The organism is Collinsella sp. LCP21S3_A9 (assembly GCF_052118785.1).
In the GTDB taxonomy this organism is placed as follows: Bacteria; Actinomycetota; Coriobacteriia; order Coriobacteriales; family Coriobacteriaceae; genus Collinsella.
The window spans coordinates 1-18,805 of the sequence record NZ_JBQKGN010000010.1 but is presented as its reverse complement, the minus strand read 5'-3'; the positions used below and the strand labels follow the sequence as shown (position 1 = coordinate 18,805).

14 protein-coding genes and 1 pseudogene are annotated in these 18,805 nt (G+C 57.6%); 6 read left to right on the top strand and 9 right to left on the bottom strand.

The window, feature by feature from the left end; genetic code table 11:
* Window positions 1-100 precede the first annotated feature (100 nt).
* A complete protein-coding gene (locus ACTQ05_RS05660; RefSeq protein WP_441063692.1) occupies window positions 101-970 on the bottom strand; it encodes a patatin-like phospholipase family protein in 870 nt (289 codons plus the stop codon).
* Window positions 971-1,293: 323 nt separating this feature from the next.
* Here ACTQ05_RS05660 and ACTQ05_RS05655 point away from each other — a divergent pair, with 323 nt between their 5' ends.
* The 6 genes from ACTQ05_RS05655 to ACTQ05_RS05630 all read left to right on the top strand — a co-directional run bounded on the left by ACTQ05_RS05655 (window position 1,294) and on the right by ACTQ05_RS05630 (window position 8,840).
* A complete protein-coding gene (locus ACTQ05_RS05655; protein WP_441063690.1) occupies window positions 1,294-4,011 on the top strand; it encodes an EAL domain-containing protein in 2,718 nt (905 codons plus the stop codon).
* Between the two features lie 127 nt (window positions 4,012-4,138).
* Complete coding sequence (locus tag ACTQ05_RS05650) at window positions 4,139-5,668, top strand: diguanylate cyclase domain-containing protein (RefSeq protein ID WP_441063688.1); 1,530 nt, start codon at window positions 4,139-4,141, stop codon at window positions 5,666-5,668.
* Window positions 5,669-5,780: 112 nt separating this feature from the next.
* Entirely contained in the window at window positions 5,781-6,404 is a 624-nt protein-coding gene (locus ACTQ05_RS05645) for a flavodoxin family protein (protein WP_427728306.1), read from the top strand.
* Between the two features lie 184 nt (window positions 6,405-6,588).
* The gene (locus ACTQ05_RS05640; RefSeq protein ID WP_055252194.1) at window positions 6,589-6,930 is read left to right on the top strand and encodes an arsenate reductase family protein; all 342 of its coding nucleotides are present in this window, start codon (window positions 6,589-6,591) and stop codon (window positions 6,928-6,930) included.
* 86 nt (window positions 6,931-7,016) lie between these two features.
* The gene (locus ACTQ05_RS05635; RefSeq protein WP_441063686.1) at window positions 7,017-8,147 is read left to right on the top strand and encodes a GTP-binding protein; all 1,131 of its coding nucleotides are present in this window, start codon (window positions 7,017-7,019) and stop codon (window positions 8,145-8,147) included.
* 93 nt (window positions 8,148-8,240) lie between these two features.
* Window positions 8,241-8,840 (top strand): tRNA (cytidine(34)-2'-O)-methyltransferase, encoded by a 600-nt coding sequence (locus ACTQ05_RS05630; protein WP_427728310.1) that lies wholly within the window; start codon window positions 8,241-8,243, stop codon window positions 8,838-8,840.
* Between the two features lie 130 nt (window positions 8,841-8,970).
* Here the strand turns inward: ACTQ05_RS05630 and ACTQ05_RS05625 are convergent, their stop codons facing one another.
* The 8 genes and pseudogenes from ACTQ05_RS05625 to ACTQ05_RS05590 all read right to left on the bottom strand — a co-directional run.
* The gene (locus ACTQ05_RS05625; RefSeq protein ID WP_427794253.1) at window positions 8,971-10,032 is read right to left on the bottom strand and encodes a hypothetical protein; all 1,062 of its coding nucleotides are present in this window, start codon (window positions 10,030-10,032) and stop codon (window positions 8,971-8,973) included.
* 9 nt (window positions 10,033-10,041) lie between these two features.
* On the bottom strand, window positions 10,042-10,713 hold the full coding sequence (locus ACTQ05_RS05620; RefSeq protein ID WP_427794254.1) for a DUF4230 domain-containing protein: 672 nt from the start codon (window positions 10,711-10,713) through the stop codon (window positions 10,042-10,044).
* A 214-nt stretch (window positions 10,714-10,927) separates the two neighbouring features.
* Entirely contained in the window at window positions 10,928-11,743 is an 816-nt protein-coding gene (locus ACTQ05_RS05615; RefSeq protein WP_427794255.1) for an FxLYD domain-containing protein, read from the bottom strand.
* Between the two features lie 193 nt (window positions 11,744-11,936).
* Complete coding sequence (locus ACTQ05_RS05610; RefSeq protein ID WP_441063683.1) at window positions 11,937-12,539, bottom strand: recombinase family protein; 603 nt, start codon at window positions 12,537-12,539, stop codon at window positions 11,937-11,939.
* 255 nt (window positions 12,540-12,794) lie between these two features.
* A complete protein-coding gene (locus ACTQ05_RS05605; RefSeq protein ID WP_441063681.1) occupies window positions 12,795-15,308 on the bottom strand; it encodes an excinuclease ABC subunit UvrA in 2,514 nt (837 codons plus the stop codon).
* 93 nt (window positions 15,309-15,401) lie between these two features.
* Window positions 15,402-16,418: an AAA family ATPase gene (locus ACTQ05_RS05600; protein WP_441016544.1), complete on the bottom strand. Its 1,017-nt coding sequence runs from the start codon at window positions 16,416-16,418 to the stop codon at window positions 15,402-15,404.
* A 93-nt stretch (window positions 16,419-16,511) separates the two neighbouring features.
* The gene (locus ACTQ05_RS05595) at window positions 16,512-16,847 is read right to left on the bottom strand and encodes a hypothetical protein (protein ID WP_441063679.1); all 336 of its coding nucleotides are present in this window, start codon (window positions 16,845-16,847) and stop codon (window positions 16,512-16,514) included.
* Between the two features lie 185 nt (window positions 16,848-17,032).
* Window positions 17,033-18,514, bottom strand: a pseudogene (locus ACTQ05_RS05590) (GTP-binding protein); the annotation flags it as partial.
* Window positions 18,515-18,805 lie beyond the last annotated feature (291 nt).

The window sequence follows — 18,805 nt, the reverse complement described above, 5'->3', positions numbered from 1 at the left end:
CTGGGATGCGTTTTCCGCATGCGACTCCATTGGGAAACTGCATCCCATTCCAGACGCAAATTCTGGGACGCACTTTCCGCCGAGAGCTCTGCAGTTTGCCCTACTCTGCCAGATATGCTTCCAACGCCGACAAGGTCGCGGCCGCATCACGACGACCGACCTGGTAGATGCGCTCGAGCTCCTCCGGCTCGCGACACAGCGATGGCACCTTCACCGATTCGCTCGGACGCACCACGAAAACCTCGCCGCTGGCCTCGCGACGCGCCAGGTCGTCGAGTGCAGCGTTATATACCTCGTGCCGGCGTTCAAGCGCCGCGACAAACTCTGGATAGCGGCGAAACACGCGGCGCAGCATAGGCATCAAGCTATTGGGTTGTTTTACAAAGCCTGCCGGCTGCGTCAGCACCACGATGTTGCGGTCATACCCCTGTTCGAATAACCACGCACTGGGAATGGAATCGGCCACGCCGCCATCCAGATATCGATGTCCGTCAATCCGAACGGGTTTGGTCGCCACGGGAATCGCCGACGATGCCCGAATCCACTCGATATCGCGCTCATCGCCATACGGCAGGTCGTGATAGATGGCCTCACCCGTCTCGATATCGGTGCACACACACGTAAACCGCATAGGACAGGCACGATACGCCTCTAAGTCGACAGGATCGCGCTCAAGCGGCACCTCATGATAGGCAAAATCGGCATTGAACATGTCACCGGTTCGCAACCAGCTTGTCACGCTCGCATAGCGCTTGTCGGCGCAATAGGCCTTGTTATACCGAATGGCGCGACCGATCTGGCGTGACTTAAAATTGTACCCAAACGCCGCACCCGCCGAGACACCCACCATATGGTCACAAGTTAAGCCGTGCTCCATCCAGACATCGAGTACGCCCGCCGTATACATACCGCGGTAGCCGCCTCCCTCGAGCGCAAGCCCCACCGTGCGCGTCGTATCCGGCTGTGCCATGCGACCATCTCCGTTCCTGCGTTTAAAACCGGGACAAGTATACCCGTCAACATATAGCGTCTCAGTCGCATTTTTATCGGACATCTCATCATTGCGGTACCGTTTAGCGAATAATGGCCGCGCACAGCATGGGCACCCATATATAATTCTGCGCTGTTGTTTATACTATTCAGCAGTTATCAACTGCAAACATTAGCCGGTAAATTAACCCAACAACGCAGCGAGGCGGGGGCCTGGATACACGCAAAGCGCCGAACAACAACGCGTGTGCACAACGAGCTCGCCCGACGCAATTCGCCCGACCTCAGAAAGCCGCTTACGACATGGATACTGTCAGCAATTACACCGAGACGCTCGAAAAGACCGTCCGCGACCTTCTTGAACGTCAGGACGATCTGATCAGGACCGCCTTTACCGACCAGCTTACCGGACTTGGCAACCGCGGCGGCTTTGTCCGTTCCCTCGAGGAGCTCTGGGAGCAGGAACTGCCCGTCACCATGGCTTTTATCGACATCGATAACCTTAAGCACTGCAACGACGTCTTTGGGCATGACGAGGGCAACCGCTACATCTTGCAGGTAAGCCTCTATCTCAAGCTGTATATGAAGGTGGACGAGGCGGCGTTTCGACTGGGAGGCGATGAGTTCGCCATCCTCTCTACGATTGCAACCGAGGACGACCTCGCCGATCGTCTGGAACACTGCCGAACAATCTTGCTCAACAACAACGATTCCGGGATGCCCCACTCGTTTAGTTACGGAGTGTCCCACGCCGACCCCGCCCTGGGCGAAGCCCCCAATCGCATGACGCTCGATGCCGACCATCGCATGTACGACTACAAACTACGCCATGCCTTGCACCTCGATCGACGCAATATCACGCAAGTCCATACCGACGACTTCGAAATAAGCGACCGTGTTTTCGACGCCTTTTCGATGCTCAACGAAGGTCGTTATTTCTTTATCGAGAACTTGGACAAACATCGCACCCTTTGGTCACAAGGTGCCTTGCGCGATCTCGGACTTCCTTCAGAGCACATAGACAACTGTCGCGATTACTGGAAAAAGCGCGTCCATCCCGATGACCTTGAGGCTTTTACCGACGACTTCGACCAAGTCTATAACGGCTCCAAGCACCATCGAGTCATGCAGTATCGTGTACGCAACGCCACAGGCGACTACGTGCTCTGCCGTGCTCGCGGTTTTCGCATCGATGGGAGCGAAAACGAGCCCTCGCTCTATGTCGGCGAGCTCGTCAATCATTCCCTTGCCGAGACCGTCGACGCCGCCACGGGGCTTGGAACGCAGCGTATGCTGGTCAACGCTATCGATGCCTGTCGCCGTGACCGCTGCAAAACAGGACTCATCGCCGTGCGCGTTCGCGGCACGACGAAGCTCAACGAGCTCTATGGAGCCGAGGCGGTCGACAGCATGCTTGCCGAATACGCAAGCCGTATGCTGTCGATCACCCGCGGTAGGAGTCGCGTCTTCCGTTCACGAAGTGTCCAGTTCGTCGTGCTCAGCAACGCTTTGGACCACGGGGCATTTGAACTCCTGACCCATCGTCTAAAAGAGACCATTTTTGCCCCCGTTCAGATCGCGGGCGACACCATCACTCCCGTTTGCATTGTCGCCCCGGTCTTTTACGAGCGCCTGGACTACCAAACATCTGCTGTTTTGCGCGAACTCGACCGTCGCCTTCGCACGGCTGGCGGGCTTGTCCCCAACGACAGCCTCCCTATACCCGAGATCGAGCGCAAAAGCGCAATCGCCGAACGCATCGATATGCTCACCGGCCTCTGCCGACCCAGCGAGTTTATGCGCCGTGCCAATGCCTTCATCAAGGCAAAGCGCGACGGCGCTTGGTGTATCGCCACCGTCGACATGGGCCACATGCGCCTATTTAACGAATGGTATGGACAGGCCGAAGGCGACCGTATGCTTGCCGATGTGGGCACGGTGCTCAAGGATATCGAGAACGCCGACATGGGTGTCGCGGGATACTGGGGGCAAGACGACTTTTGTCTGCTCATACCCTTTGAGCGCGATTTCGTTCACCGAGTCTATGCGCGCGTGCGCGAGGCTGTAGCCAAGCACGACGACGGCGTAGGCTTTTGGCCGTCCATGGGCGTATGCCCCATCGACGCGAGCGAGGAAATCACCATTGATGCCCAGGCCAAGGCCATGTTTACCAATCGACGCGCCAAAAACGACTTTAAGGAGCGCATTGCCGTTTTCCGCCCCGAGGAATACGAGCATGAGGTTGCGTTCCACCACACGCTAACCGAGTTCCAGTATGCGCTCTCAAACGGCCGCATCACTTACTACCTGCAGCCCCAGGTCGATATGGAAACCGGCGAGATCATTGGCGCCGAGGCGCTCACACGCTGGATTGACAAGGATGGATCCCTCATTTCACCTGTCACCTTTATCCCCGCTCTCGAGGAAAGCGGCTTTGTGGTAACGCTCGACAAATATGTTTGGCAGGGCGTTGCCACATGGCTTCGCGAGCGTCTCGATCGCGGTCTTCGCGTGGTTCCGATCTCCCTCAACGTGTCGCGCGTGGACATTCTTGCCTGCGACGTTGCCGAACATATGGGGGCGCTCGCCGCCCAATACAACCTGCCGCCCGAGCTCATGCGTATCGAGATCACCGAGACCGCCTATACCGGAGAGTCCGAGGCCGTGGATAAGCTGACCGCGGATCTGCACACCCGCGGCTTCTCGACCTATATGGACGATTTTGGTACCGGCCAGTCCACGCTCGCGATGCTCAGAAACGTGAATGTTGACGTCATCAAGCTCGACCGCACCTTTGTGCCCACCGACCGCGATCAAGGCCGCAGCGCGCGGATCGTGTCATCGATGCTCGAGATGGCGCAGTCGCTCCATCTGCCCGTTGTAATCGAAGGCATCGAGACAAATGAGCAGGCGAACATGCTACGCCACATGGGCGCCCGCTACGCTCAGGGTTTCCTCTACTACCGACCCATGCAGGCAAAGGATTTTGAGGCATTGCTCGATGGCAGCAATAACAACTGATACGCTCGCGCGCAAAACGCCACCGTCGAAGGAAGCATTTGTCCCCATTGGCTAACTCATATACCCAATCCAAGCCGAATTGGGGATATGATACAAACCGTTGTCCTGCCCAAGGAGGTTATCCATCATGAACGAGTCGTACCGCATGGGCGAGCAATCGATTATTGCCTATCTTCAGCGACTTGCGAATGGCATCTCGACCGCCGAACTCGATGTTGCCGCGCTGCCCGCTGGGCTACGCGCCGTTGGTGAGCAACTGCAAAAGACGTATGCCATCCTGCAACAAGAGCGCCAGCTGCTTGAGCGCAACGCCTATATCGATCCGCTCACCAACTTGGGCAACCGCAGCGGACTCGACCGTCACGTCGAGCAGCTCTGGCGCAAAGGCGACCCCTTCACCTGCGCCTATATTGACATCGACCATCTCAAGCATTGCAACGATATGTTTGGCCACGCCGAAGGCAATCGCTATATTCTGAGTATCTGCCGCACACTCTCCGAAACCATGGAGCACGATGAGATGCTGTTCCGTATCGGTGGAGACGAGTTTGTGCTTATCTCGCTCTCCGCAAACGAGACTGAACTCGAGCAGCGCTTGGAGCAGGTACGTGCCGGGCTGATCGAGGCGAGCTCAGGTGGCAAGGCGCACATGATCGCCAGCTTTAGCTTTGGCTGCTCGCGCGTCGATCCGCTTGCCGGCGACACGCGTCGCCAGATGACGATGGATGCCGATCGCAAGATGTATCGCTATAAGCTTATGCATCGTGTGCAGCAACCGAAAGACAATGATGCGCCGCAACGCCCAATCGTCGATCAGCTTCCCTGCAACGACCGGGTGTTCCAAGCGATCTCCATGAGCTCCGAGACGCGCTATCCGTTCATCCTTAACCTCGATACGGGAGAATCGCAATGGTCGGTTAACGCCATGCGCGATTTTGACCTGCCCTCCCAGCACCCTTTTAACTCACTCGACATGTGGCTCGCCCGCGTTCATCCCGAGGACCGCGACAACGTGCGCGCCGAGCTCGACATGGTGATAAACGGTACGTGGCACTTCCATTACATGCAGTATCGCGTAATGGATGCCACCGGAAAATACGCGCTTTGCGACTGCACGGGCTACCGCTTGGACGGCACCGATACCGAGCCCAGCATGTATGTGGGCATTATCATCAACCGAAGCTTGGCAGATACGACAGATTCCGTGACTGGCCTGGGCGATATTCACGCCCTGGTCAACGCCATTGGTGAAATGCGTCGCGTGGCGCGCGAGGCAGGCTTTATTGCCATTAAAATCAACGATATCGCTCAGGTCAATGCCCGCTTTGGCTTTGATGCGGGCGACCGTGTTTTGGCAGAAAGTGCCGCCTGCCTTATGGAATGCTCGCGCGGCAAGGGTCGTCTGTTCCGCTCGACGGGACCAATGTTCGTGGCGCTTTTCGACGACTTTGATCCCGAAGAGACCGACGCAATCGCAGACGAAATCGAGCGATTCTTGGGGTCGCCCGTGCTCTTTGGCTCATTTGAATATCAGCCGCCCATTCGTGTGGCGACACTTCATCTAGACGCTGTCGACCGACAGCCCGTTTCCATTTTGAACGAGCTCAAAGCGCTGCTTGAAGAGGCGCCGCAAGTACCGGGCACCAAGCTGGACTAGCGTCGTGGGGAGCGATGTGAAACACAAGCCGTTTCACATCGCTCCCCACGCCATCTGCCCCTCTCGTGCGATAATCCTCCGCAGAAGTCACCGACAGCAGAGGGAGTTTGTGATGAAGGTTCTTTTGGTCAATGGCAGTCCCAAGGCAAACGGCAACACCGCCCGCGCACTCGCCGAAGTCGCCGAGCAGCTCAATGCCGAAGGCATTGATACCGAGGTGTTTCAGCTGGGCGCCAAGCCCATTCGCGATTGTATCGGTTGCGGCCAGTGCGGCAAGCTTGGCGGTCGCTGCACCTTTGACGACGACGTGGTGAACGAGCTCATCGCTGCCGCTGAGCAGGCAGACGGCTTTGTCTTTGGCTCACCCGTCTACTATGCGCACCCCAGCGGACGCATCCTTTCGGCCCTCGATCGCGCCTTCTATGCGGGCGGGCACGCCTTTGCGCACAAACCCGGCGCCGCGGTCGCTGTCGCCCGTCGCGGTGGCACGTCGACCACCTTCGATGTGCTCAACAAGTACTTCACCATCAACCAGATGCCCGTGGTCGCCTCCACGTACTGGAACAACGTCTTTGGTCGCGTACCCGGCGACGCCGATGGGGATGCCGAGGGCCTTGCCACCATGCGCAACATCGGCAAGAACATGGCCTGGCTCCTGCAATGTATCGAAGCAGGACAGGCCGCCGGCATCAGCGCGCCCGAAGCCGATCGCGAGCGCACCAACTTCATTCGATAAGTCCAGCGGTGGTCACCTCGATGTTCTATCAATGTCAGCGAAAAGCCAGCTGATGAGGCAAGGTGCCTTGAAAGAGGAGGGCGCTGGGCTGTTGCCCGCGCCCGACGATTGAAAGGCAGATTGCCCATCAGATGGCTTTGCAGCGTCGAGGTGACCGCCGTTCGTTAGAACGGCGGAACATGCTATGAACGTGCAAATCTTCGGCACCAAAAAGTCCTTCGATACCAAGAAGGCCCAGCGCTATTTTAAGGAGCGCCGCATTAAGGTGCAGTTTATTGACCTTAAGGAAAAGGAGATGAGCAAAGGCGAGCTCACGAGCGTGATGCAGGCGGTCGGCGGCATCGACAAGCTGCTCAACCCCAAAGCCAAGGACGAGGAGACACTCGCACTTATCCAGCACCTCACTCCCAGCCAGCGCTTTGATAAGCTGCTCGAGAATCAGCAGGTACTGGCCGAGCCCATCGTGCGCAACGGCAAAAAGGCCACCGTCGGTTATTGCCCCGATGTATGGGGAGCCTGGGAGTAGCCTGTGTTATTTGCCGGCGCGTGGGTATAAGAGCAGGCGTTTGGCATATGATTTTACTGTAAGCCATGTCTAACAAAGGAGGGCACATGCCCAACAAACCCGTGAAGATCATCATGCTTACCGGATACCTCGGTGCCGGCAAGACCACGCTGCTCAACCATATCCTCGCCAACGACGGCGGTATCCGCGCCGCCGTGATCGTCAACGATATCGGCGAGATCAACGTCGACGCCAGCCTTATCGCCGACGGTGGCCTTTCCGAGACCGACGACCTCATCCCGCTCACCAACGGCTGCATCTGCTGCACGCTTTCGGACGACCTGGCCAACCAGCTGCAGGGCATTGCCGATTCGGGCAATTTCGACTACATCATCATCGAGGCCTCCGGTATTTGCGAGCCTATCCCCATCGCCTACACCATCTCGAGCTTCTGCGACGAGGCCAAAGTGGGCGGCGAACCCAAGCTCGCGCTCGACAACATCGTTGCCGTGGTCGACTGCGCCCGCATGTACGACGAGTTCAACGGCGGTCGCGACCTGCTGGCCGAGGATATCGACGAGGACGACATCGAGAGCCTGCTCATCCAGCAGATCGAGTTTTGCTCCACGCTGATCCTCAACAAGACCGATACCGTGAGCCCTGAGCAGATCGCCGAGCTCAAGGCCATCGTGCGCAGTCTGCAGAAGGACGCCGCGATTGTCGAGGCTCAAAACGGCGAGGTCCCCATGGAGGAGCTGCTCGATACCGATCGCTTCGACTTTATGCGCGCCTACAACTCCGCCGCCTGGATCGAGGCCATGGAGCATCCCGAGGAGCACGACGACCCCGAGGTGCTCGAGTACGACATCGAGACCTTTGTGTACTCGCGCCGTAAGCCGTTTGACCTGCAGAAGTTCACCGATTTTGTTGAGCAGGAGTGGCCCGACGAGGTCATTCGCGTCAAGGGTCCGCTGTGGCAGACCGGCGATCCGGACATGTGCTACATGTTCGAGCAGGCCGGCCGCCAGATGCGCCTGATGGAGAACGGCTTGTTCGTTGACTCGGCGCCCGAGGGCGAGAAGCAGAAGATCATCGACGAGAACCCCGAGATCATGCAGATTTGGGACGACGAGACGGGCGACCGCATGACGAGCCTGTGCATCATCGGCCGTCACATGGACAAGGATGCGCTCATCGCCGCCCTTGATGCCTGCCTGACCGACTGGCACCGCGCTTAGGTTATCCAAGTGGGCGTTTTCCGCCCACGTAACCATCAAACCACCACGAAGGTACCCTTCGTGGTGGTTTTTCGTTCTATGCCAAGGAGATTCATGTTCAATATCGTGCTGTATGCTCCCGAGATTCCGGCCAATACGGGTAATATCGGCCGTACCTGCGTGGTCACCGGCGCCCGCCTGCATCTGGTGGAGCCACTGGGCTTTTCGCTCGACGACAAAACGGTGCGTCGCGCCGGCCTGGGCTACTGGCAAAACTTGGACGTGACGACCTATGCCAGCTGGGAGGATTTCCTTGCGCGCAATGACCTCTCCCCCGCCGACGACCGCTTGCATCTGCTGACCAAAAAGGCACGCCGAACCTATGCGCAAAGCACTTACCGTGACGGCGACTATTTGGTCTTTGGCAGCGAAAGCTCGGGGATTCCCGAAGGGCTGCTCGCCGCAGCGCCCGAGCGCTGCGAGCGCATCCCCATGCTGCGCGATTGTGACTCACTCGACAACGCCGAGGCCTGGGAAGCCCACGAGGAATCGCTCGGACATACCGAGAACGGCCATGAGGCCATCCTTCGGCAGGATATCTGCGGCAACTTCGTCAATCCGGACGACTACCGCATCAGCGCACTCAACCTCTCCAACAGCGCCGCCATCGTCCTCTACGAAGCCCTGCGCCAAACAGGCTTTGCCGGCATGTAAAAACCTGCCATTAGGGGACGGGGCAGAAATGGTAGACTTTCAAACTCTCTAGTCCTTGACAAAATGGTTTTGACATCAAATGCGGCAAAGGGACAGTCCCTTTGCCGCATTTGGCTGCTAGCAATTCACGTCAGAATTCAACTTCAAATACAAATGACTGCCGAAGTTCTCGCTTAGCTTGGCTTGTCAGGCTCGAATTCGCCCTTATGTTCAGCTTGCTGCATGCCTCATCGATAGCCATAGCAAGCGATACGGACATGGTCATGGTCGTCTCGCTTTTCAATTCAACCCGATAGCTCTTCGCCTTGTTTTTATCCTCTCCACCGCATCTCGTTTCGATTAACAAGAGAATGTCAGAGTCATGGGCATACCAATGGAGTTCAGGGCGCTGTGGAACCATGTCTCCCTCAAATTCCTGTGTAAACAGGATTTTCTTCTCATTTCTCGTTAAATCGCTCAAAGAGCCGTTGATTCGAGCCGAGCCCTTCTTTCCCGCTTTGGCATTTCCCTTAACCTGGTGGCCTCTCCGAGTTTCCTCGTACTCCGTCACCTCCAACTTGCAGCGCTTCGCGCCAAGCATGAACGCAATCCGTCTCAACTCGGCCATCTTGTCTTGTTGCATGGTTGCGAAATAAGAGTCAAGATCAACAAAGCGAGACCGATCAAAAGCATCTATGTAATATGTGGAATAAAGAGATGGTTTAGGGTAGAAAGACAATTCGCTATCCCCGATTGCCTCGCGGTACAGATTGAAAATCTGCGTACCCTTAACGGTATCCAGCCAACCAATGGCATCCCTACAGGCGTCGATGCCACGACGCTCATTTCCGTCAACAATTCGAATCATATTCGGCAAATAAAATGAAGGACTCTGATAGGTCTCCTTGGTTACCGGCCTGTATCTATTAAGCTGCTGCTGGTATGCCCAATCGTTGATGGCGTCACCGATATCCGCAGCAGCACCTGCCGCACCATCGGCCGCATCAGCAATAGCCGCCAAGGCGTCATCGACCATCGGAGTTGCAGCACACATTACACCATCGGCAACTTTCTGTACGGTTGCAACCGCGCCCGCCATCGCGCTTCCGGCGCCATCAACCAACCCGGCAGCGGCCTTACGGATATCAAAGCTCTGCTTATGTCGCGACAGCTCCTCCCTTTCGACAACAGCTAGATCGTCTTTATCCTCCATAGTGACCTCCTATTTCCGATAGTCGAAATCAACCGTATATTCATCGCCAAATGCCGAGTTGAACATCGCACGGATATTTGCTTCGGCGTTCACTCGAGCCTCTTCGAGCAGCTTGCCATCCTTGATGGCCTCGCTTTCACTCCGCTCCTTGCACTGCGCTTCAAACGCCGTGACATCTTTGACCTCAATGGGGTTGAGGATGTTGTTGCGTTCCTCGAGAGCACCCGACTTATTCATATCCGGCGTGTTCGAGATTACATAAGGCTCATCCATCGTAATGGTCAGCTTTTTCTTGTTTGTATGTATCTCTGCCGTCTCGAGATTCACACCCGCCTTAATGGTTCCCACATAGCGGTACCAAAAGCTGTTTTCCGTAAACGGGATATCAAACCAATCGAAGAACCTCTTGGTATCCGTCACCTTATCGACAATCGCATAGTTCTGCGATGCAGAAACCATCTCGTTCTGGGAAGCGATGCGTTCAAACACGACCGACGGGGAAAGCGTATTGGGGGTCGTTTCTTTCGCGCCCGCAGCTTTGCCGTTACTAAAGATGGTAATGAAAAGTACAGCCACAATCACTCCGCCAAGCGCCAGGCCCGCAAAGAATACCTTGGGCTTTGTCAGGATTCTCCCGAGTTTCGCTTTCAGCGCCCCCATGCCTTCCTCCATCTCATCCATCCCCTATTCCTTTCAAAATCCCTGTTATTTAAGAAACTGCCGTGGGTTATACCTCATGCCTTAATTGTCGTTTTCAGCATGTCTTTAGACGAGGGCAGTTGTTTGCAATCCGAAATAATACACATTCGTTCGCAGCACTTGTTGCTCAATATTTGGCATAAAACGGGCAGGTCAACCATTCATTGCCGATTAACCCGCCCCTTCCGTGCAGAACTTATTTATTTACATCGTAGCTGGAAACAGATGCGACAACGCGCGCAGCGTCAACATCGGACATTGCCTCGAACTTGACTTTCTCACCCGGCGCCCACGAAGAAGTGTCCGCATAGGTCTCCTCCGCTTTGATGTCATCTGCATCATAGAGAGCAAGTGTCAGGCTGACGTTAGAGAACGATATACCAGAGGTGTTCTCAACTACCGCCGTATACGTATACAGACCGTAACCGTCATCCGATTTTTCGAAATTTGCTCCCTGAATCAAACTGTTGATGGCATCCTCATAGCAGGTCTTCTCTGTTACGGACTTTCCATTCTTAATTAAGTCGTTGAAATCATCCTTATATTTTTCCCCTACTTCCAGCCCGTAATTATCAACAAGCTTCTTGAGTTGCGCAGACCGCTTATCGTAGACTTTATTCCACTCTTCGTAATAATCCGCAGACGATTGCGAGTAGTCCTCGGTCACCTTAAGCTGGTCATCAAGCAGATTCAGATATGTGATTACGTCCTGTTGCATCTTGGAATCCTTAAACCTAGCGTTCTTGAGTTCCTTGTCGTTCTTGATTTCGGCCTCAATAGCTTCCTGGATGTTCTCGGTTGAATGAGGATCATCATCGTTTGCATTAGATTCAATGACGTCGAACCTTCTCTCGAACCCGGCGGCGATAACATTCATCGCCTTATCGTCGACATATTTCGACTTTGCAGCGTTTGCATCATTCTGTGAACAGGCCGAAATGAACCCCAGAGAACAGGTGAGCAGAACAAGCAAACCCATCATGGGCATCTTTTTAGTAATATTTCGTTTCATGACTATTTCCCTTCGATTGACGTTACAGCTCATAACCCCTCGTCAAAAAGCAGACGAATTGGCAACACGGTGGCACTATTTGGTTCCAGGGCGTGAACTGGATAAACATCGAGGGAAGGAGTGGCTCTGTGCAATAAACTCCCCTCTTCAAAATGTCTAGTTAAAGAGGACGGACAGACGGCGAACGGTCATATCAGTTCGTGTCCGCCCGTCTCCAACGATCGAACGTCGATACGCTGACGTTCAGGGGCGTTGCGGCCTCTCGCCTCGTAACTTCATCCCCTTCGAATGATTTGATGACATCGTTATAGCCATCCGGGCGTTCGAGCGCCGGCCTCCCAAATCTCACGCCACGCAGGCGCGCCGACGCGATACCCTCCGCCTGGCGCTGCTTTATGTTCTCGCGCTCCAGCTGCGCCACGTAGCTCAAGATCTGAAGGACCAGATCCGCCATGAACGTTCCCGTGATGCCATCGGGTTGCTCGCGCGTATCGAGTAACGGCATATCAAGCACCACGATGGCAGCACGCCTATCCACCGTGATGCGTCGCCATTCATCGAGGACTTCACGATAATCGCGACCTAAACGGTCGATACTTTTGATCACGAGAACGTCACCCTCGCGCAACCTGCGAAGAAGACGCTGGTACTGGGGACGTCTAAAGTTCTTACCGCTTGCCTTGTCAGCGTAAATCTGACCCTGTTGAACGGGAAACCTTCCCAGTGCGCCTAACTGGCGGTCCAAGTTCTGGTCCGCGGAAGAGACACGCACATACCCAAAGATTCGATTGTCCATAATTGCCCCTATCGGCCGCCTCTTGGCAGCATCGGCTCAAGCGAGAACCCACTCACTATAGGGCGTGCAAATTTCGCGAATGGGCTGAGGTCATTTTGGCCCTCGGACACAAGCTGTTCAAGTGCTACGTCGACAACATGCTAGCTTTTAACGGTAATTAACTGCTTTTAACTAGAATTGGCTAGAAAAGAAAAGCGTGATGCTGACAGGCTTTGCCGGCATGTGACAAAGGGACTGTCCCTTTGTCACATTCGGTTATAGGTAGCGGCCGGTAATGCTCTTGGAGCAAGCAACGATATCCGCCGGAGTGCCGGCGCAGACGACTTGCCCGCCCGCATCGCCACCGCCCGGCCCCATGTCGATCACATAATCGGCATTGCGGATAAGGTCGAGATCGTGCTCGATCACGATAACCGTGGCGCCCTTGGCGACGAGGCCGTCAAACACGTTCAGCAGCACCTGAACGTCGAGCGGATGCAGGCCGATCGTGGGCTCGTCGAATACGAATACGGCATCGTCCTGCACGCGGCCCATCTCGCTCGCAAGCTTTAAACGCTGCGCCTCGCCGCCCGAAAGCGCCGGCGTGGGCTCACCGAGTGTAAGATAGCCCAAGCCCAGGTCGTGCAAGGTCAGCAAGCGCGCCTGAACCTTCTTGAGCCCCACCGTGGCGTCGAGAGCCTCGTCCACGCTCATGTCCATGAGCTGCGGCAACGTAAGCTTGCTCCCGTCCTTGCCCTCGCGATGGATATGCGAGGCGGCTTCGGCGTAGCGCGAGCCTCGACATGCTGGGCAGATGATCTCGACGTCGGGCAAAAATTGCACGTCGAGCGATATCGAGCCCGTGCCATCGCATGTAGGGCAGCGCAAGGCGCCAGTGTTGTAGCTAAAGGCACCCGCCTTGTAGCCGGCTGCCTTGGCCTCGGGCGTACGGGCGAAAGCGCGACGCAGCTCATCATGGATGTCGGCATAGGTCGCTACCGTCGAGCGCACGTTGGCGCCGATAGGTGTAGCGTCAATCAGGTTTGCGCGTGCGATACCCTCGGCGTCGACCCAGCGCACATGGCTTGGCACGCGCTCGCCAGCTGCCTGGGCCTTAAGCGCCGGGATGAGTGTCTCGAGCACCAACGTCGTCTTACCCGAACCCGAAACGCCCGTCACCGCAACGAGACGACCGCGCGGTATATCGACTTCGAGCGGTTTGACGGTATGGATGGCATCGGTTGCCATGCGGATGTGGCCCTGGTCGAACATTTCGTCGTCAGTCACCTGCGGACGCATACGCTTGGGGTCTGCGCTCAAAAACGGGGCGATGCGGCTGCCCTTCGATTGTTCGACCTCGTCCACCGTGCCAGCGGCAATCACATTGCCGCCGCCAGCTCCGGCAACGGGGCCCATCTCGACCAGATAGTCGGCTTCCGCCAGCACACGTGTATCGTGGTCGACAACAACCACGGTGTTGCCGTCATCCACCAGATCGCGCATCACGCCCACCAAGCCGTCGACATTGGCAGGATGCAAGCCAATCGAAGGCTCGTCCAACACATAGAGCACGCCCGTCGATCGGTTGCGCACCACGCGGGCGAGCTGCACGCGCTGACGCTCGCCCGTGGAGAGCGTGGCACCAGCGCGATCGAGCGAAAGGTAGTCGAGACCCAGATCGACCAGGCGACGGGCCGCGCTCAAAAACGAATCGCAGATATCCGCCGCCATGGGCCGCATCTCGGCCGGCAAGGATGCGGGCACCCCGCGCACCCACTCAACCGCATCACCAAGCGTCATGGCCGCGGCCTGCGCCAGATTGATACCGCGCACCTGGGGCTGGCGCGCAGCCTCGGAGAGACGCGTGCCGCCACAGTCACGACATGGCCCCTCGCGCAAAAAGCGCGCCACACGTTTTAAGCCCTTATCGTCCTTAACCTTGGCGAGCGCGTTCTCGACGGTATAGACGGCATTGTAATAGGTAAAGTCGAGCGGCGTGGCGCCCTCGCCGTTTTTGGGAACGTAGAGAATGTGCTTCTTAACCGCCGGACCGTGAAACACAATGTCGCGCTCTTGAGGCGTGAGCTGGTTAAACGGCACGTCGGTACGCACACCCATCTCGCCTGCCACTTGCTTCATCAGATCCCACATGAGCGTGCCCCAAGGAAGCACCGCGCCTTCGTTGATAGTCTTGGACTCGTCGGGCACCAGGCTCGCCTCGTCCACCTCGCGCATGACACCGGTGCCGCCGCAGGTGGGACACGCGCCGCCGCTGTTAAAGGCAAGGTCCTCGGCACCCGGCGCGCAGAACTCACGGCCGCACACGGGGCACGTGAGCGACAGACCCGCGGCCACGTTAAGGCTCGGCTCCACGCGCGCCCCGCAGTGCGGGCACACGTGATGGGCGCAACGGCTAAAGAGCAGACGCAGGCTATTGTTGAGCTCGGTCATGGTACCAAAGGTCGAGCGCACACCCGGCACGCTGGGGCGCTGATGCAATGCGAGCGCCGCCGGTACGTGCAGCACCTCGTCCACTTGGGCATGTTCGGCCTGCGTCAGACGGCGGCGGGTATAGGTGCTAAGCGCCTCCAGGTAGCGACGCGAGCCCTCGGCGTAAAGAACGCCCAGTGCCAGCGAACTCTTGCCCGAACCCGATACGCCAGCAATACCCACGAGCTTTCCCAGCGGAATATCGATATCGATGTCCTTGAGGTTGTGCACACGCGCGCCACGTACCTCTATAGCCTGCGGGCTCATCTTCTGTTCCGTCACCTTTATCACCCTACTCATGCCATAAAACGCGGTCGCGGATGCACTCGCCCAGCATGGGCACGGTAAACCGGACGAGACCGTATCCGGCAGCCTCGATGACGCGCTCGCGAATCAGGCTTGCGCGATATTTGCTCGCTCAGCTTTGGGTGGGTCGCAGCGCTCAATGATGGCCGCCATGCGCGTCGGCTTGCCCCCATCAGCCGCCATGACCTCGGTAAAGAGGCGCTGCGGACTGCGCAACCCGTAATACAAGGGAGCGTCCACTGCTTCATAGAACTCGGAGATGGCATCCGCGTAGCCAGCCTCGACATCGCACACTTCAATGACCCGCGAGTCACGCCGGACAGCAGACCTCCACATGTAATATCCCACCAGCTGAACCATATAGGGATGCCCCATGCTCTTGTGCGCCGCAAGGTCCGCCGTCTCCGCATCAACGAAAAGACCAGTGCCTTTGACCGTCTGGATATATGAATCGCGCACTTTGGGCAAAGAAATCGCACCCAGCGTACGCTGCTGGGCGCGGCGCAAAAACGTTACGATCGGCTCTTCGAGCAAGTCATCAACCATGCTGGGCAAGCCGGCAAAAACCAGCGCAAGACCGTGCTGGTCTCTATCGGGCAAGCCCGTAGCATCCTGGTCTCCGAGCACCTGCTGATAGAGAACGGCCAGCGCCGCCAGCTCCTCGATAGATGCCGATTGGGCCTCGTCAATCGCAAACAGTAAGCCCTTTCCCGGCCCGAGTTTCTCGAGGCGTTCGTTGACTAACCCGCGCAACGTCTCGCCTTTTGCCCGCGCCGCCTCGACCGACATCCGGCCAAGTGACGGCCCGAACTCCATTGACGTCGCAACCGACATATTCGAGCGAAGCGCATCGGCCAGGCGGTCGCATAGGCCAAGCGAGGCGGAATCAGAGACAACCGCCCATCCGCGCTCGCTAGCTAAACGCTGCAGCTCCCGCAAGAGAACCGTTTTGCCATAGCCGCGGTTTCCCGTAATGAGCATGAGCCTGCCCGGAGCTCCGGCGCCGTTATCGAGCCCTTCCTCGAAATCTTCGATGACCGACTCGCGGCCGATGAGTATCGGAGGCCGCTTACCAGCCGTGGGCTTAAAGGGATTTGGATTCATGTCGGCCTCCTCGGATTGGCAAACCCTGGTAACAGTTATACCAACTTATACCGAGTTATACCAACAGGATGCGACAAAGAGACTGACCCTCCATCACCTATGGCCGAAAAACTCGACGTCCGCCGCTCGCCAGGGGCGGAAGGTGGCGGGATCGACCTTTACGTGCGCCGCGGCGGGCACGTCGTACCATTTGACCGTGTAGCCGGCGCCGTGAGAGCAAAAGACCGAGTCGGGCGTGTTGGGTAGATCGGCCTCGGGCTCATAGGCGACAGTCTCGATGACGCGCTCGGCATCATGGCATGCCGCATAACCGGCAAACTCCAGGTACAGATGCCCGCGACCGCTCGTGTAGGCGGCCACCTCCAGCGCATAATCCTGGACCTCGGATGCCGGCACGCGACCCACAAGCTTTGCCCGTTCGTCCGCCATTGTCGGCGGCTCGTACTCGGCACCCATGCGCGTGGCGTCGACAACGCCCTGCCCACACACTCCCCCGGCACCTCGAGCTCAAAGCGATACCACGGCTCCAACAGCACCGCCGCGCCGGCCTCACGCGCCTGCATGAGCCCCTGGCGAATCGCGCGGTACGTGGCCTGGCGAAAGTCGCCGCCCTCGGTGTGTTTGGCATGCGCACGGCCACCTGTGAGCGTAATGCGCACATCGGTGATGGGCGAGCCGGTCAGCACGCCCAGGTGATCTCGCTCCATGGCGTTTGTAAGCGCCAGGCGTTGCCAGTTAAGATCGAGCTCGTCGGTCGAAGTCACGGTGCCAAACTGCACGCCCGAACCCGCTGGCAACGGCTCCAGGCTCAGATGCACCTCGGCATAGTGGCGCAGTGGCTCAAAGTGGCCCACGCCCTCGACCGGCTGCGAAATAGTCTCCTTATAGAGAATGCCGCCGGGCTCAAACGAAATCGAAAGGCCAAAGCGATCGACCAACACCCGCTGCACGACCTCGAGTTGCACGGCGCCCATCAGCTGCAGGTGAATCTGCTCCAGATGAGTATTCCAGCTTACGCCGAGCATGGGGTCTTCGTCCGCCAACTCAGTCAGCGCTTTAAACACCGCATGGACATCGTGTTCGCCCGGAAGCACCGTATAGGTGAGGACCGGAGCGATGACGGGCGCATCACACACGGGCTCCGCACCCAAGGCGTCCCCTGGGCGAACGTGCGCAAGACCCGTCACGGCACAAATACCGCCAGCAGCAACTTCTTGGGCAAGCTCATACTTTTCACCGTTATAGATGCGCACCTGATCGACCTTCTGCTCCCATACCTCGGCACCGGAACGTCCGCTGATCATCTGTTTTGCACACAGCGTGCCGCCGGTCACTTTAACCCATGCCAAGCGCTCGCCGCGATCCCCGCGGCTGACACGATAGACGCGCGCGGCAAACTCCGGAAGCCATATCTGTTCGCGCATCAGCACGCATATACCATCCAGCAGCTCGCTCACGCCCTGGTCCTTGAGCGCCGAGCCGACAAAGCAGGGAAAGAGCTTGCGCTCGGCAACCATGCGCGACAGCGTTGCGACGGAAAGCTCACCTGCCTCAAGAAACTCCTCGAGCGCCGCCTCGTCCAACGCTGCAGCGTCCTCCTGAACGGCGCCGCCCTCCAGCAGTTCGTTGGCATCCAGGCAGCCTTCGGAAAGACGCCGCCCAAGTTGTGCCAGCAAAACATCGCGGCCGGGATTCTCCAAATCGATTTTGTTGATATAGATGAACGTCGGAATGTCATAGCGTGCAAGCAGGCGCCACAGGGTTTCGGTGTGCCCCTGCACGCCGTCGTTGGCGCCCACAACTAAAATCGCGTAATCGAGTGCGCGCAGCGTGCGCTCCGCCTCGGCAGAAAAATCGACATGCCCCGGTGCATCCACGAGCATGACGCGGGTATCACCGTGGTCGAGCACGGCCTGCGACGAGAAAATCGTAATGCCGCGCTCGCGCTCGATCGCGTTAGTGTCCAGATGCGAATCGCCATCGTCCACGCGGCCGCGCTTACGAATGCGACCCGCATTGAACAGCATGGCCTCGGCCAGCGTGGTCTTGCCAGCATCGACATGCGCCAAGATTCCAACGACCGCTTGCTTCGACATGGCTCTCCTCTTATTGCAAGCCCGTCGCACACGGAAACGGGCGCTCTCGTTCCACACTGGATGATACAATTTACGGGCCGGCGGGCGAAGCGGGCCCTATCCCCCGACTGAGCTCATCGCCCCGCGTTGCCGTGCGGCGATTTTCGTAGGTTCGCGCCTTGCGAAAGCCGGCACCTCCCCTTTTAATATGAGAAAGCCATTGTCAATAGGCGTGTTTGTTCGAGCCCGGTTTTAAACCGGGCTTTTTCGTTTCCCGTCGGGAGGGCCCGCGCACGCTGCACGTTTAGTCGA

What these genes read in the sequence shown, in the direction of transcription:
- ACTQ05_RS05660 (WP_441063692.1), bottom strand. Translation starts at nt 970, where the DNA reads ATGGCACAGCCGGATACGACGCGCACGGTGGGGCTTGCGCTCGAGGGA.
- ACTQ05_RS05655 (WP_441063690.1), top strand. Translation starts at nt 1,294, where the DNA reads ATGGATACTGTCAGCAATTACACCGAGACGCTCGAAAAGACCGTCCGC.
- ACTQ05_RS05650 (WP_441063688.1), top strand. Translation starts at nt 4,139, where the DNA reads ATGAACGAGTCGTACCGCATGGGCGAGCAATCGATTATTGCCTATCTT.
- ACTQ05_RS05645 (WP_427728306.1), top strand. Translation starts at nt 5,781, where the DNA reads ATGAAGGTTCTTTTGGTCAATGGCAGTCCCAAGGCAAACGGCAACACC.
- ACTQ05_RS05640 (WP_055252194.1), top strand. Translation starts at nt 6,589, where the DNA reads ATGAACGTGCAAATCTTCGGCACCAAAAAGTCCTTCGATACCAAGAAG.
- ACTQ05_RS05635 (WP_441063686.1), top strand. Translation starts at nt 7,017, where the DNA reads ATGCCCAACAAACCCGTGAAGATCATCATGCTTACCGGATACCTCGGT.
- ACTQ05_RS05630 (WP_427728310.1), top strand. Translation starts at nt 8,241, where the DNA reads ATGTTCAATATCGTGCTGTATGCTCCCGAGATTCCGGCCAATACGGGT.
- ACTQ05_RS05625 (WP_427794253.1), bottom strand. Translation starts at nt 10,032, where the DNA reads ATGGAGGATAAAGACGATCTAGCTGTTGTCGAAAGGGAGGAGCTGTCG.
- ACTQ05_RS05620 (WP_427794254.1), bottom strand. Translation starts at nt 10,713, where the DNA reads ATGGATGAGATGGAGGAAGGCATGGGGGCGCTGAAAGCGAAACTCGGG.
- ACTQ05_RS05615 (WP_427794255.1), bottom strand. Translation starts at nt 11,743, where the DNA reads ATGAAACGAAATATTACTAAAAAGATGCCCATGATGGGTTTGCTTGTT.
- ACTQ05_RS05610 (WP_441063683.1), bottom strand. Translation starts at nt 12,539, where the DNA reads ATGGACAATCGAATCTTTGGGTATGTGCGTGTCTCTTCCGCGGACCAG.
- ACTQ05_RS05605 (WP_441063681.1), bottom strand. Translation starts at nt 15,308, where the DNA reads ATGAGTAGGGTGATAAAGGTGACGGAACAGAAGATGAGCCCGCAGGCT.
- ACTQ05_RS05600 (WP_441016544.1), bottom strand. Translation starts at nt 16,418, where the DNA reads ATGAATCCAAATCCCTTTAAGCCCACGGCTGGTAAGCGGCCTCCGATA.
- ACTQ05_RS05595 (WP_441063679.1), bottom strand. Translation starts at nt 16,847, where the DNA reads ATGGCGGACGAACGGGCAAAGCTTGTGGGTCGCGTGCCGGCATCCGAG.